Source organism: Streptomyces sp. LaPpAH-108 (genome assembly GCF_000373625.1).
GTDB lineage: Bacteria > Actinomycetota > Actinomycetes > Streptomycetales > Streptomycetaceae > Streptomyces.
On record NZ_KB891995.1, the window covers coordinates 674,916 to 689,737 of the forward strand.

Consider the following 14,822-nt stretch of genomic DNA (forward strand, 5'->3'; position numbering starts at 1 on the left):
TCCGTGTCCCCTTATGAGGGATCGTTTCACCCGTACGGATTAAAAGTGCTCAAGGTGCAAGAAGGGGCACTCCGCGGGCGCCTACGGTCGCACAGGTGAGGAGCAGCAGTCCGGAGACCACGACCCGCACCACCGGCGCACACCGGGCGCACCGGGAGGCGCGTGACCGAGCCGCCGCGCGGAACATCGCCCGGCGGCCCTCGGCGTGCCACGAGCCGTACCTGGATGGTCTGTTCACCTACTGTCTCTCGGTGCTCTGCGACCACGACGCGGCCACCGCCGCCCTCGGCGAAGTCCTCGCGCTGGCCGAGCGGCGCGGCCCGCGCGTCCCGAGGACCACCGCCGACCGCAGGGCCTGGCTGTACGCGCTGGCCCGCTGGGCCTGTCTGCGCGGCCTCGCCGAGGCCCGCCGCACCCGGCAGGCCACCCACGCGGCGGGCCGCCCGGCCCACGGCGCCGAACCCGCCGAGCCCGCCGCGCCCCAGCCCTCCCCGGAGGTCCAGGAGCGCCGCCGCCGCGAACTCGCCCTGCTCGCCTGGCCGGAGGCGGCCGGGACGACACCCGAGCAGCGCGAGGCCCTGGAGCTGGCCGTGCGGCACCGGCTCGCCGCCCCCGAGGTCGCCGCCGTGCTCGGCCTGGAGCCCGCCGCCGCCCGCGATCTGCTCTCCTCCGCCGCCTGCGAGGTCGAGCGCACCCGCGCCGCGCTCGCCGTGGTCGAGACCGGCGGCTGCCCGAGCGTGGCCCATCTCACCGGCGACAGCCGTCTCGTCCTCAGCGCGGCCCTGCGCCGCGAGCTGGTCCGGCACGTCGACGACTGCCCGCGCTGCCGCCGCACCGCCGAGCGCGCCGTGCCCGGCCGCTGGCCCGGCGCCACGGTCACCCCCGCGGAGCTGCCCGTCCTCCAGGCGCCCCGCGCCGCCCTGCACGCGGCGCTCGCGGGCCATCCCCGCGCGCGGGGAGCCGCCGTACCGCGCTTCGACCGGCGCGGCTTCCCCATGGACCCCAAGGACCGCGCGGCCCGCCGCGACCGGCTCCGCGCGCGTGCCGTCACCACCACCGTGGTCGCCACCGTCGTCGCCGCCCCCGTCCTCGCCCTGTGGGCCGCCTACCGCAGCGCCCCCACCGCCGACGACGGCCGCCCCACCACCGCGCCCGGCGCGAGCGGCCCCGACGCGCTCGACGGCGACCGCCCGGGGGCGTACGAGAACGCGGGCAACGCGAGCGTGAGGCCCGAGCCCCGGCCCGGCGGCTCGGCCGATCCGGACGTCTCCGTCGAGGTGGTCAGCGTCTCCGGCGCGGGCGAGAAGGGCGCCGGACAGCTCACCATCGGCGCGGCCACCGAGGGCGACACCACGCTGATCACCCTGCGCGCCTCCGGCTCGGGCCCGGTCCACTGGTCCGCCGCCACCCGGCAGCCCTGGCTCTACCTCAGCCGCTCCTCGGGCACCCTCGCGCCCGGCGACACGCTCACGGTCCGGGTGTACGTGGACCACCTGCGCGAACCCGCCGGGCACTGGCGCGCCCGGGTCGCCGTCGCCCCGGCGGGCGCGGTCGTCACCATCACCGGGTACGGCAGGGCCCGTACGACCCCGCCCGCGACCTCGGCCCCGCCCAGCAGCACGCCCCCGGCCTCCCCGACCCCGCCGCCCACGGACCCGCCCACCAGCGAGCCCCCGCCGAGCGAGAGCCCGAGCCCGGACCCGTCGGACCCGCCGACCTCGCCGCCGCCGACGCAGACACCGCCGCCGACGGAGGAGGACCCGTCGCTCCCGGAGGACGACTGAGCGGGGGCTCACCGGGGTGATGGGGGTCCGCTCAGCCGGACTTGATCAACAGGGTGCGCTCAGCCCGACTCGCCCGGCCGCGCCGGGTCCGCCGGGTGCGGGGCCACCAGCGGCAGCCGCGAGGCCAGCCGCTGCTCGCACAGCTCGACCAGCCGGTCGTAGCCCGCCTTGCCCATCAGCTCGGTCAGCTCGGCCCGGTAGGAGACGTAGACCGGGTCGCCCGCGCCGTGCGCCGAGGTGGCCGAGGTGCACCACCAGTGCAGATCGTGGCCGCCCGGACCCCAGCCCCGGCGGTCGTACTCCCCGATGGACACCTGGAGGACCCGGGTGTCGTCCGGGCGGTCGATCCACTCGTACGTCCGCCGGATCGGCAGCTGCCAGCACACGTCCGGCTTGGTCTCCAGCGGCTCGCGGCCCTCCTTCAGGGCCAGGATGTGCAGCGAGCAGCCCGCGCCGCCCTCGAAGCCGGGGCGGTTCTGGAAGATGCAGGAGCCCTGGAAGGGGCGGGTCTGCCGGGAGCCCTCGTCGTCCTCGGCGACCCAGCCGCCGCGCAGCCCCTCGTCGTGGTGCTGCCAGATGTCCGGGGTCAGCCGGGCCACGTGCTCCGCGACCCGCTTCTCGTCGTCCTCGTCGGAGAAGTGCGCGCCCAGCGAGCAGCAGCCGTCGGCCGCGCGGCCCGCCTGGATGCCCTGGCAGCCGCTGCCGAAGATGCAGTTCCAGCGCGAGGTCAGCCAGGTCAGATCGCAGCGGAAGACCTGCTCGTCGTCCGCCGGGTCGGGAAACTCCACCCACGCCCGCGCGAAGTCGAGCCCCTGCTCGTCGTCCACGGGTGCGTCCTTGCGCGCCTTGGACACTTTGTCCGCCTTGTCGCGCTTGGCGGCCTTCTCGTCCTTCGCCTTTTTCGTCTTTGGCACGGGTCCAGGGTAAGTGGACGGAACCCCTGATCGGGGCCGTCGGGAGGGGTAATGGCAGTAGCGTTCCGTACATGAGACTCGGTGTCCTGGACGTGGGTTCGAACACGGTGCATCTGCTGGTCGTGGACGCGCATCCCGGCGCGCGCCCGCTGCCCGCGCATTCGCACAAGGCCGACCTCCGGCTGGCCCAGCTGCTCGACGGGGACGGGGCGATCGGGGCCGAGGGGATCGACCGGCTCGTGGCGGTCGTACGGGAGGCGCTGGAGGCCGCCGAGGACAAGGGCGTGGAGGACCTGCTGCCCTTCGCGACCTCCGCGGTGCGCGACGCCCGCAACGCCGACGACGTGCTCGCCCGGGTCGAGGCCGAGACCGGCGTACGGCTCCAGGTGCTCAGCGGCGCGGAAGAGGCGCGGCTGACCTTCCTCGCGGTGCGCCGCTGGTTCGGCTGGTCCGCCGGAAAGCTGCTGGTTCTCGACATCGGCGGCGGCTCCCTGGAGATCGCCTACGGCCTGGACGAGGAGCCGGACGCGGCCGTCTCCCTGCCGCTCGGTGCGGGCCGCCTGACCGCGGGCTGGCTGCCGGGCGACCCGCCCGACCCGGACTCGGTACGCGCCCTGCGCCGTCACGTCCGTACGGAGATCGCCCGCACGGTCGGGGAGTTCGTCCGCCACGGCGCCCCCGATCACGTGGTCGCCACCTCCAAGACCTTCAAGCAGCTGGCCCGCCTCGCGGGCGCCGCACGCGACGCCGACGGCCTCTACGTACAGCGGGAACTCAAGCGCGAGTCCCTCGAAGCCTGGGTGCCGCGCCTGGCCGCCATGACCGCCGACCAGCGCGCCGAACTCCCCGGCGTCTCCGACTCCCGCTCCGGCCAGCTCCTCGCGGGCGCCCTGGTCGCCGAGGGCGCGATGGACCTCTTCGGCGTGGAAAGCCTGGAAATCTGCCCCTGGGCCCTACGCGAGGGCGTGATCCTCCGCCGACTGGACCACATGGACGCGGGGTGAGGGTCGGCTGCGCCGGGCTTACGGGGGTCGGCTGCGCTGAGCCGGGCCTGCCGGGTGAGGCTCGGCCGGGAGCCGGGAGCCGGGAGCCGGGAGCCGGGAGCCGGGAGCCGGGAGCCGGGAGCCGGTGTCGGTCGGGCTGCGCCTGGGAGGGCGTGTGCCGTATGGCGCCTGCAGGGTGAAGTCCGCCGCCGTGTGCTGTGCCCCCTGGCCGCCGGTGCCGCCCGGCGCCCCCGGCGGGGTGGGCCGTCCGCCCCGGCCCGGGGGAGGAGATGCCGGCCCTGCCGCCCCACCCCGGAGTGCCCGGCGATCCGCCGTCATCGCTCCCGCCGTGTCCTGGGGCCGCCGCCCCCCTGGCACCCGTCGACCGGCCCTCCGCTGTCGCGTCCGACGGCGCCTACCGGACCGTACTGCCGGGTCGCCCGCCCACCCTGGCAGCCGCGAGCCCTCGCCCCGGCCCTGGCACCCGGCGATCCCGTCTCCCCAGGCCCTGGTCCCGGGTCGCCCGCCATTTCGGCGTCTCCGACCCAGTCCCGCTCCCCGGCCGCCCACCAGCCCCGTACCCCTCCCGTCCCGGGGACGCCCCGCACCCCCCGTACCCCACCCCGTAAGGTGTCCCCGTGGCTGAACCAAGGGACGTGAAGGTCGCCCTGTCGACGGCCTCCGTTTATCCGGAGTCGACGGCTACGGCCTTCGAGATGGCCGGGCGGCTGGGGTACGACGGGGTCGAGGTCATGGTGTGGACCGATCCCGTCAGCCAGGACATCGAGGCGCTGCGCAGGCTCTCCGACCACCACGGTGTGCCGATCCTCGCCGTGCACGCGCCCTGTCTGCTGATCACCCAGCGGGTCTGGTCCACCGATCCGTGGACCAAGCTGCGCCGGGCGCGGTCGGCCGCCGAGAAGCTGGGCGCCTCCACCGTCGTCGTCCACCCGCCCTTCCGCTGGCAGCGGCAGTACGCCCGCGAGTTCGTCGAGGGAATCTGGCGCATGGCCGACGAGACGGACGTACGGTTCGCCGTCGAGAACATGTACCCCTGGCGCTACCGCGACCGCGAGATGCTGGCCTACGCCCCCGAGTGGGACGTCACCAAGGACGACTACCGGCACTTCACGATCGACCTCAGCCACACCGCCACCGCCCGCACCAGCGCGCTCGACATGCTCGACCGCATGGGCGACCGGCTCGGCCAGGTCCACCTCGCCGACGGGCGCGGCTCCGCCAAGGACGAGCACCTGGTGCCCGGCCGCGGCACCCAGCCCTGCGCGGAGGTCCTGGACCGGCTGACCAGGACCGGCTTCGACGGCCATGTCGTCCTGGAGGTCAACACCCGCCGCGCGATGTCCAGCGCCGAGCGCGAGGCGGACCTCGCCGAGGCCCTGGAGTTCACCCGCCGCCACCTCGCGGCCGACGCCCGGGTGCCCCGGCCGTGAGCGACGGCACCGGGCGCCGCCGGGGCCGTCCCCCGCGCACCGAGTCCGGCGACACCCGCGACCGCATCCTCGCCGCGGCCCGCGAGGAGTTCTCCGAGCGCGGCTACGAGAAGACCTCCGTACGCGGCATCGCCAAGGCCGCCGGGGTCGACTCTGCCCTGGTCCACCACTACTTCGGCACCAAGGAGCAGATCTTCGAGGCGGCCGTCACCGTCTCCTTCGCGCCCGCCTTCGCCGCCCCGGACGCTCTCGCGGACGGCCCGCTGGAGACGGTGGGGGAGCGGCTCACCCGCTTCGTCTTCGGCATCTGGGAGAACCCCGCGACCCGCGCCCCGCTGCTCGCCATCGTCCGCTCCGCCGTGAACAACGAGGGCGCCGCCGCCGTCTTCCGCCGCCTGGTCGCCGCCCAGCTGCTGGGCCGTATCGCGGACCGCTTCGGCGGTCCCGACGCCGAGCTGCGCGCCGAACTGGCCGCCGCCCAGCTGGTCGGCACGGCCATGCTGCGGTACGTGATCAAGGTGGAGCCGCTGGCCTCGGCGGACGTGGAGCGGATCGTGGCCCGGCTGGCACCGGTGGTGCAGGGGCATCTCACGGGCACGTGAGCGGCCACCGAGCCCGCCGTGCGACGAGGCCCCCGCAAGACACCCGTCCCGCATTCCGGACACATCGTCCCGAGAGCTGGATGACCGGCGTACGCTCGGCAGCAGTCAGAAGCCTCTCTGACCGTCATTCTCCGAAGGAGCGAGCGACGATGCCCGAGCTGAGGTCCCGCACAGTCACCCACGGCCGCAACATGGCGGGCGCCCGCGCCCTTATGCGCGCCTCGGGTGTACCCGGTGCGGACATCGGCCGGAAGCCGATCATCGCGGTGGCCAACTCCTTCACCGAGTTCGTCCCGGGTCACACTCACCTCCAGCCGGTCGGCCGGATCGTCAGCGAGGCGATCCGGGCGGCGGGCGGCATCCCGCGCGAGTTCAACACCATCGCCGTGGACGACGGCATCGCCATGGGCCACGGCGGCATGCTCTACTCCCTGCCCTCCCGCGACCTGATCGCGGACTCGGTGGAGTACATGGTCGAGGCCCACTGCGCCGACGCCCTGATCTGCATCTCCAACTGCGACAAGATCACCCCGGGCATGCTGATGGCCGCCCTGCGCCTGAACATCCCGACGGTCTTCGTCTCCGGCGGCCCCATGGAGTCCGGCCGCGCCACCCTGGTCGACGGCACGGTGCGCACCCTGGACCTGGTCGACGCGATCTCCGACGCGGTCAACGACAAGATCTCCGACGAGGACATCCTCCGCATCGAGGAGAACGCCTGCCCGACCTGCGGCAGCTGTTCCGGCATGTTCACCGCCAACTCGATGAACTGCCTGACCGAGGCCATCGGCCTCTCCCTGCCGGGCAACGGCTCGGTCCTCGCCACGCACACCGCCCGCAAGGCGCTGTACGAGGACGCGGCCCGCACGGTCATGGACATCACCCGCCGCTACTACGAGCAGGACGACGAGACGGTCCTGCCCCGCTCGATCGCCTCCTTCCAGGCGTTCGAGAACGCCATGGCGCTGGACATCGCCATGGGCGGCTCCACCAACACGATCCTGCACCTGCTCGCCGCCGCCCAGGAGGCGGGCGTCCCCTTCGGTCTTGAGCAGATCGACGCCGTCTCCCGCCGCGTCCCGTGCCTGGCCAAGGTCGCGCCCAACGTCGCCAAGAACCGCACGTACTACATGGAGGACGTGCACCGCGCGGGCGGCATCCCCGCCCTCCTCGGCGAACTGCACCGCGCCGGACTGCTCAACGAGGACGTGCACGCGGTGCACAGCCCGTCCCTGGCCGACTGGCTCAAGACCTGGGACGTGCGCGGCGGTTCGCCCTCCCCGGAGGCGGTCGAGCTGTGGCACGCGGCGCCCGGCTGCGTGCGCTCCGCCGAGGCGTTCTCCCAGTCCGAGCGCTGGGCGGAGCTGGACGACGACGCCGAGGGCGGCTGCATCCGCTCCGCCGAGCACGCCTACTCCAAGGACGGCGGCCTCGCGGTCCTCAAGGGCAACCTGGCCGTCGACGGCTGCGTGGTGAAGACCGCGGGCGTCGACGAGTCGGTGTGGACCTTCGAGGGCCCGGCCGTGGTCTGCGAGTCCCAGGAGGAGGCCGTCCAGCGCATCCTCACCCAGGAGGTCAAGGACGGCGACGTGGTCGTCATCCGCTACGAGGGCCCCAAGGGCGGCCCCGGCATGCAGGAGATGCTCTACCCGACCTCGTACCTCAAAGGCCGCGGCCTCGGCAAAACCTGCGCCCTGATCACCGACGGCCGTTTCTCCGGCGGCACTTCGGGCCTCTCCATCGGCCACGCCTCCCCGGAAGCCGCCTCCGGCGGCACCATCGCCCTGGTCCGCGACGGCGACCGCATCCGCATCGACATCCCGAACCGCACGATCGAACTCCTCGTGGACGAGGCCGAACTTGCCCGCCGCGACGAGGAGTTGGGCGGGGTCTACGCCCCGGCGAACCGCGACCGCAAGGTCTCCGCCGCCCTGCGCGCCTACGCCGCGATGGCCACCAGCGCCGACCGGGGCGCGGTGCGGGACGTGAGCCTGCTGGGCTGACCCGACGACAACGAGAGGGGCCGGTGCACACCGGCCCCTTTCCGCGTCACCAGCCGGACGGGTCGCGCGTGTCCCGGGCGAACACCGTGCCGTCGGGAGCCGCCGCGTACACCGCTCCCCGTGCGAGCACCGGCACCGGCAGCCCCGCCGACACCAGGTCCGTACGCGCCCCGAAACGGGGCCGTGTCTGCCCCGCGATGCTCCCGTGCCGGGCGTCCACCGCGAGCAGCCGGCCGTCGGCGGCGGAGAAGTACAGATACCGGCCGTCGGTGACCGGCCGCGAGCCCCGGCTCACCGAGGTCTCCAGGTGCCACAGCCGCCTGCCCGCACCCGTGTCCACCGCGTCCAGGCCACCGCCCTCCGCGAGCAGGTACACCACCCCGTCACGGACGGCGGCCTGGGCGCCCGCGACGGCGACCGGCAGTGAAGTACGGCGCACCACACCGGACTTCACCGCGTAGCGGACCACCGCGCTGGTGTCGCCGTGGACCGGATCGGCCGCGAGGAAGTAGACGAACCCGCCCTCCGCGCCCACGGGTTGGAGCGCCCCGGACAGCTGGGCGCTCCACCGCTCCTTGCCCGACGCCGGGTCGAGCGCGGTGACCCGCGTACCGCTGCCGTCGTCGGAGACGACCGTGGCGTAGGCGGTGCCGCCCCCGGCATCCGCGCCGAAGGAGTCCAGGCGCGGCAACACCCGGTCCGGCAGCGCGTGTTGCCACAGCGTCCGCCCCGAGGCGCTGTCCACGCCGGTGATCCGGCCGTCCAGACCGCTCACCAGCCGGGTGTCGTCCGCGTACACCGCCCCCGTGTCCCGGGGCAGTTGCCGACGCGACCGGGTCTCGCCCGAGGACGGGTCGAGCGCCGTCACCCGGCCTTCCTGGTCGCGCAGTTGCAGCAGCCCGCCCGACAGGACCGGCGGATCGCTCCACAGGGCGCCCGCGAAGGAGCGCCGCCACCGCACCGTGCCGTCCCGCGGATCGAGCCTCGCCGCCGTACCGGGCGCGATGCACAGCAACTCGCCCGCGCCATAGGTGCATCGGGGGGTGCCGGTGCCCTGGGTGAGCGCCGGGGAGCGCCACTCGGTGACGCGGTCCTCGGTGGCCATCGGGCGCACCCGGGGCGTCGCCTGCCCGGCCCCGGACCAGTGCGCCGTGGCGAGCCCCGCACCCCCGGCGAGGACGAGCGCGCCCGCCACGAGCGCGATGCGGCCCCGCGTCCACCGGCGCGGGCCTCCCGCCGCCTCTTCCCCGGGCTCCGCGGCGTCCTCGGTCTCCTCGACGACGGGCGCGTCCCGCTGAGCCGGTATGAACGCCTGCGTGTCGTACGACGCCGACACCGACCGCAGCACGCGCATGAGTTCGTCGGGCGAGGGCCGGTCCTCGGGCTCCTTCGCGAGGCAACGCAGCACCAGCGGAACGAGGTTGCCGGGCACCCCGGTCAGATCCGGCTCGTCGTGCACCACTTGGTACGCGACGACATAGGGACTGTCGGAGTCGAACGGACCGCGCCCGGTCGCCGCGTGCACGATCACCGAGCCCAGCGCGAACACGTCGGCCGCCGGGCCCACTTCACGCGGCCGACGGAACTGCTCGGGCGCCATGAACGGCGGTGTCCCGATCAACTTGCCCGTCTCGGTGCGCAGTTCGCTGTCCTTGGGGCGCGAGATGCCGAAGTCGATGACCTTCGGACCGTCCTCCGCGAGCAGTACGTTGCCCGGCTTGAGATCCCGGTGCACCACACCGACCCGGTGGATGTCCCGCAGCGCCTCCGCGAGCCCGGCCATCAGCCGCCGTACCTCACCGGGCTCCATCGGGCCGTTCCGCTTCACCTCTTCGGCGAGCGTCGGACCCGGGATGAACAGCGTCGCCATCCAGGGCCGCTCGGCCTCCGGGTCGGCGTCCACCACGGGCGCGGTGAAGGCACCGCTCACCCGCCGGGCCGCCGCCACCTCCTGCCGGAAACGCCCCCTGAACTCGTCGTCCCGCGCGTACTCGGCGTGCACGACCTTGACGGCCAGCCGCATCCCGGAACCGCTGCGGGCCAGATGCACCACACCCATGCCACCCGACCCGAGCCGCGACTCCAGACGGTAGTGACCGGCGTACTCCGGAAGTTCCGGTTCCGCGCCCGGTCCGAAGCTGCGCTGTGGCGCCATGGACCACCCCCGTGCTGTTCGTCCGCGCGCGTCGCTCGGAGCCTAGTCGATCGCCCGTACGAGACGGCGGAGGCTTGCTACCCTCCGCGTACGCGCCCCGAACACCTGTGCGGAAGCGCGTCGTTCCTGAAGGAATCACCGGCGCCCCGCACCTGCCGAGGGCGCCATGGGGGAGGTAAACCATGTCCTATCCCGTCGCCCCTGGCGTCCGCCTGAACGTCCGCAGCGGCCCCGGCACCGGCTACGCACTCGTCCGCGTCCTGCCCGAGGGCGCCCGGGTCACCATCAACTGCCAGTCCCCGGGCACCACCGTCACCGGCTACTACGGCACCTCGAACATCTGGGACAACATCGGCTCCGGCGAGTTCGTCTCCGACGCCTACGTCCACACCGGCAGCGACGGCTACGTGGCCGGCCGCTGCGGCTGAACCCCGGCCCGCACCCCGCCGCCCCCGCCCGCGATAATCGCCTCGTGAGCGACGAAACCGGCACCAGCCCCGAGAAGACCCGCGCCGGGGGCGGCGACGCGGGCCCCCGCCCCGAGCCCCTGCGGTTCTACGGCACCTCATGGGTGGACCACACCGACGGGTACGCGGCCCGCCGCGCCGGTACCTCGCTGGGCGCCCTCGTCGCAGCCGCCGTCGCCTGCCTGGTCCTGCGCTTCGCCTACCAGGGCCTCCAGATCGCGGGTACCGGCTCCTTCGTGACCGTCCTGGTCGTCGCCATGTTCGCGGTGTGCAGCGCGCTCGCCTTCGGCACCACCTGGCAGAGCTACGAGCGCCGCCCCGACCCCGACCGCCAGGCCTCCCTGCGCGGCCTCCTCGCCATCGGCTTCGTCGGCTCCCTCGCCGCCTACGCCTGCCGCTCCTTCCTGGAGGCCCCCGGCGAACGGCTCGCCCGCGCCGAGTACGAGAAGGCCCGCGCCGAGTACGACCGCACCCGCTCCCGCCGCACGGGCAACCCAGCGAAGGCGAAGAAGAAGCGCGGCAAGTAGGGCGCCGGGGGCACGGCACGCCGGATCCCCCTGTCCACCCCCGCCCCACCCCGCGCACCATGGTCGGCATGACCACACGCGAAGCCCCGCTGCCGTCCGCCGCCGCCCGCGCCCGCTCCTTCGACGCCGCAGCCGCCCAGTACGGCGCGAACCGCCCCTCCTACCCGCCCGCCCTCCTGGACGCGCTGGAGGAGCTGTCCGGCCGCCCCCTGGCCGGCGCCCGGGCCGTGGACGTGGGCGCGGGCACCGGCATCGCGAGCCGTCTGCTGCACGAGCGCGGCGCCCGCGTCCTCGCGGTCGAACCGGGCGCGGGCATGGCCGCCGAGTTCCGCCGGACCCTGCCGGACGTCCCCCTGGTCCGGGGCGACGGCAACGCCCTCCCGGTCGCCGACGCCCACGCCGACCTCCTCACCTACGCCCAGTCATGGCACTGGACCGACCCCGCCCGCTCGGTCCCGGAAGCGCTGCGCGTCCTGCGCCCCGGCGGCGCGCTCGCGCTGTGGTGGAACACCGACGCCGTCGACATCGCGTGGATCTCCGAGGCCGCCGACCGCTCCGGACGCTTCTTCGGCCTCGACATCCCCGCCGAGAAGCGCAAGGCGGCGGACCGCACCGGGCAGGCCGACCCCAGCGGACGGCTGGACTTCGAGCGCCGCGTCGTCCGCTGGAGCCGCCGCGTCCCGCTCGACGTCCACCTCGCCAACATCGCCAGCCACTCCGCCTTCCTCCTCACCCCGCAGGACGAGCGCACCGCCTTCATGACCGAGGAGCGCGCCCACCTGCTGAAGGTCTTCCCGGACGGCGTGGTCGAGGAGACGTACGACGTGTATCTGCTCGTCGCCGTCACCCCCTGACGCCCCCCGCGAAACGGCGGTCCGACATCTGTATGTCGGACCGCCGTTTCGCGCACCTGGCCCTTGACGCCGCCACGCCACAGGAGAATTATTCATCACGTGATGAATAACGTCCTGAACGACGAGCCCCCACCGGCCCGCACCCCCGCCGTCCACGCCTCCGCCCTCACCGTCGTACGCGGCCCCCGCACCGTCCTCCACGACCTCGCCTTCACCGTCCCGCGCGGCCGGATCACCGGCCTCCTCGGCCCCTCCGGCTGCGGAAAATCCACGCTGATGCGCGCCATCGCGGGCACCCAGGCCAAGGTCACCGGCACCCTCGACGTCCTCGGCCACCCGGCGGGCCACCCCGCCCTGCGCCACCGCCTCGGCTACGTCACCCAGGCCCCCTCCGTCTACGACGACCTCACCGTCCGCCAGAACCTCGACTACTTCGCCGCGATCCTCGACCCCGGCCGCGCCGCCGCAGAGCGCCGCCACACCCACGTCACCCGCGCCCTCGCCGACGTGGACCTCACCTCCCACGCCGACGCCCTCGCCGGAAACCTCTCCGGCGGTCAGCGCAGCCGCGTCTCCCTCGCCGTCGCCCTCCTGGGCACCCCCGAACTCCTCGTCCTGGACGAACCCACCGTCGGGCTCGACCCCGTCCTCCGCCGCGACCTGTGGACCCTCTTCCACAGCCTCGCCGCAGAGCGGGGCACCACCCTCCTCGTCTCCTCCCACGTCATGGACGAGGCCGAGCGCTGCGACCACCTCCTCCTCATGCGCGACGGCCGCGTCCTCGCCGACGACACCCCGCAGAACCTGCGCACCCGCACCGCCACGGACACCGTCGAGGCCGCCTTCCTGCACCTCGTGGACGAGGCCGCCGCCACCGACCGCGCCAAGGAGACCACCCGATGAGCACGACGATCCCGGCGCCCGCAGCCGCCCTGAACCCCGGCCGTACGACCGCCACCGCCGCCCGCGTCCTGCGCCAGCTCCGCCACGACCCGAGGACCATCGCCCTGATGCTCCTGGTCCCCTGCCTGATGCTGGTCCTGCTGCGCTATGTCTTCGACGGAAGCCCCCGCACCTTCGACAACATCGGCGCGTCCCTGCTCGGGATCTTCCCGCTGATCACGATGTTCCTGGTGACCTCCATCGCCACCCTGCGCGAACGCACCTCCGGCACCCTGGAGCGCCTGCTGGCGATGCCGATGGGCAAGGCCGACCTGATCGCCGGATACGCCCTCGCCTTCGGCGCCGTCGCGGTCGTCCAGTCCGCGCTCGCCACCGGCCTCGCCGTCTGGCTCCTCGGCCTCGACGTCACCGGCTCGCCGTGGCTGCTCCTCCTGGTCGCACTCCTGGACGCCCTGCTCGGCACGGCCCTCGGCCTCTTCGTCTCGGCCTTCGCGGCCTCGGAATTCCAGGCGGTCCAGTTCATGCCCGCGGTGATCTTCCCCCAGCTCCTGCTCTGCGGCCTCTTCACCCCCCGCCCCGACATGCACCCGGTATTGGAGGCGGTCTCCGACGTCCTCCCCATGTCGTACGCCGTCGACGGCATGAACGAAGTCCTCCACCACACCGACACGACGACGACCTTCCTCCGCGACATCCTGATCGTCGCGGGCTGCGCCCTCCTGGTCCTCGCCCTGGGAGCGGCCACCCTGCGCCGCCGCACGGACTGAACCCCGCCGGGGGTCCGCCCACCGGACAACACCCCGCACGCGAAGGTGCCGGTGCGAGGATGAACCGCATGAGCCAGAAAGTCGCAGTCCTCGGCACCGGCAAGATCGGCGAAGCCCTGCTCAGCGGAATGATCCGGGCGGGCTGGGCCCCCGCCGATCTCCTGGTGACCGCCCGCCGCCCCGAGCGCGCCGAAGAACTCCGCGCCCGCCACGGCGTCACCCCGGTCACCAACACCGAGGCCGCCAAGACCGCCGACACCCTGATCCTCACGGTCAAGCCGCAGGACATGGGCACGCTGCTCGCCGAGCTGGCCCCGCACGTCCCCGCCGACCGCCTGGTCATCAGCGGCGCCGCGGGCATCCCCACCTCGCTCATCGAGGAGCACCTGGCCGAGGGCACCCCGGTCGTCCGCGTCATGACGAACACGCCCGCCCTGGTGGACGAGGCCATGTCCGTCATCTCCGGGGGCACCCACGCCACCGCCGCCCACCTCGCCACCGCCGAGGAGATCTTCGGCGCCGTCGGCAAGACCCTGCACGTCCCGGAGAACCAGCAGGACGCCTGTACGGCCCTGTCCGGCTCGGGCCCGGCGTACTTCTTCTACCTGGTCGAGGCCATGACCGACGCGGGCATCCTGCTCGGCCTGCCCCGCGACAAGGCGCACGAGCTGATCGTCCAGTCCGCCATCGGCGCCGCCACGATGCTCCGCGACAGCGGCGAGCACCCGGTCAAGCTCCGCGAGAACGTCACCTCGCCGGCCGGTACGACCATCAACGCCATCCGCGAGCTGGAGAACCACGGGGTGCGCGCCGCCCTCATCGCCGCCCTGGAAGCGGCCCGCGATCGCAGCCGTGAGCTGGCCTCCGGCAAGAAGGACTGACCCGCACCAAGATTCTTCGCAGGAGGGGGTTGACACTCCCTCCCAGGGTGCGTAATGTTCTCCGAGTTGTCCGACGTGAGAGCCGACCCCGGTCGGTCCCCGGACAGCCATTCCGCAAGGCCCACTCGACATCGACGCTCAGGCGTCGCGTGTTCTGGTGTGCGCCTGTGCGAAATGAGGAATCCGTGTTCGAAAGAGCGCAGGAACCCCGATTGGCTTCGGGGGCCGGGAATCCGCTAAAGTCTCACTCGTCGGAACGGCCGCGAGGCCGGGAAGACAAACCCCGCTGACTGGGGGTCAGACACCGAAAAGGATCTGATAGAGTCGGAACCGCCGGAAAGGGAAACGCGAGAGCGAGAACCTGGAAAGCACCGAGGAAATCGGATCGGAAAACGGTCTGATAGAGTCGGAAACACCGAAGGGAAGCCCGGAGGAAAGCCCGAGAGGGTGAGTACAAAGGAAGCGACCGTTCCTTGAGAACTCAACAGCGTGCCAAAAATCAACGCCAGATTTAGTTGATACCCCGTCTCC

At 73.4% G+C, this 14,822-nt stretch carries 12 protein-coding genes and 1 pseudogene; 11 read left to right on the plus strand and 2 right to left on the minus strand.

The window, feature by feature from the left end; translation table 11 throughout:
- The first annotated feature begins 95 nt into the window (after positions 1-95).
- A complete protein-coding gene (locus B079_RS0122175) occupies positions 96-1,784 on the plus strand; it encodes a BACON domain-containing protein (protein ID WP_018548036.1) in 1,689 nt (562 codons plus the stop codon).
- Between the two features lie 59 nt (positions 1,785-1,843).
- Here the strand turns inward: B079_RS0122175 and B079_RS0122180 are convergent, their stop codons facing one another.
- Complete coding sequence (locus B079_RS0122180) at positions 1,844-2,698, minus strand: hypothetical protein (RefSeq protein ID WP_018548037.1); 855 nt, start codon at positions 2,696-2,698, stop codon at positions 1,844-1,846.
- Positions 2,699-2,769: 71 nt separating this feature from the next.
- Here B079_RS0122180 and B079_RS0122185 point away from each other — a divergent pair, with 71 nt between their 5' ends.
- The 4 genes from B079_RS0122185 to ilvD all read left to right on the plus strand — a co-directional run bounded on the left by B079_RS0122185 (position 2,770) and on the right by ilvD (position 7,737).
- The gene (locus tag B079_RS0122185; protein WP_018548038.1) at positions 2,770-3,702 is read left to right on the plus strand and encodes a Ppx/GppA phosphatase family protein; all 933 of its coding nucleotides are present in this window, start codon (positions 2,770-2,772) and stop codon (positions 3,700-3,702) included.
- 635 nt (positions 3,703-4,337) lie between these two features.
- Complete coding sequence (locus tag B079_RS0122190; RefSeq protein WP_018548039.1) at positions 4,338-5,132, plus strand: TIM barrel protein; 795 nt, start codon at positions 4,338-4,340, stop codon at positions 5,130-5,132.
- A complete protein-coding gene (locus B079_RS0122195) occupies positions 5,129-5,734 on the plus strand; it encodes a TetR/AcrR family transcriptional regulator (protein WP_018548040.1) in 606 nt (201 codons plus the stop codon). Before B079_RS0122190 ends, B079_RS0122195 begins: the two co-directional genes overlap by 4 nt.
- A 149-nt stretch (positions 5,735-5,883) precedes the next feature.
- A complete protein-coding gene (gene ilvD, locus B079_RS0122200) occupies positions 5,884-7,737 on the plus strand; it encodes a dihydroxy-acid dehydratase (protein WP_018548041.1) in 1,854 nt (617 codons plus the stop codon).
- Between the two features lie 46 nt (positions 7,738-7,783).
- Here ilvD and B079_RS0122205 read toward each other — a convergent pair whose 3' ends face one another.
- Positions 7,784-9,892, minus strand: coding sequence for a serine/threonine-protein kinase (locus B079_RS0122205; protein ID WP_018548042.1), 2,109 nt, complete (start codon positions 9,890-9,892; stop codon positions 7,784-7,786).
- Between the two features lie 188 nt (positions 9,893-10,080).
- On the opposite strand from B079_RS0122205, the pseudogene B079_RS0122210 reads away from it, so the two are divergent.
- The 6 genes and pseudogenes from B079_RS0122210 to proC all read left to right on the plus strand — a co-directional run.
- Positions 10,081-10,320, plus strand: a pseudogene (locus B079_RS0122210) (SH3 domain-containing protein); the annotation flags it as partial.
- Positions 10,321-10,364: 44 nt separating this feature from the next.
- Positions 10,365-10,886 carry a hypothetical protein gene (locus B079_RS0122215; protein ID WP_018548044.1) on the plus strand — a complete coding sequence of 174 codons (522 nt, stop codon included), beginning with the start codon at positions 10,365-10,367 and terminating at the stop codon, positions 10,884-10,886.
- 68 nt (positions 10,887-10,954) lie between these two features.
- Complete coding sequence (locus B079_RS0122220) at positions 10,955-11,740, plus strand: class I SAM-dependent methyltransferase (RefSeq protein ID WP_026248942.1); 786 nt, start codon at positions 10,955-10,957, stop codon at positions 11,738-11,740.
- Between the two features lie 102 nt (positions 11,741-11,842).
- Positions 11,843-12,643, plus strand: a complete 801-nt coding sequence (locus tag B079_RS0122225) for an ABC transporter ATP-binding protein (protein ID WP_018548046.1) — start codon at positions 11,843-11,845, stop codon at positions 12,641-12,643.
- Positions 12,640-13,410: an ABC transporter permease gene (locus tag B079_RS0122230; protein ID WP_018548047.1), complete on the plus strand. Its 771-nt coding sequence runs from the start codon at positions 12,640-12,642 to the stop codon at positions 13,408-13,410. The genes B079_RS0122225 and B079_RS0122230 overlap by 4 nt, the downstream gene beginning before the upstream one ends.
- 68 nt (positions 13,411-13,478) lie before the next feature.
- Positions 13,479-14,291 (plus strand): pyrroline-5-carboxylate reductase, encoded by an 813-nt coding sequence (gene proC / locus B079_RS0122235; protein ID WP_026248943.1) that lies wholly within the window; start codon positions 13,479-13,481, stop codon positions 14,289-14,291.
- Positions 14,292-14,822: the final 531 nt, after the last annotated feature.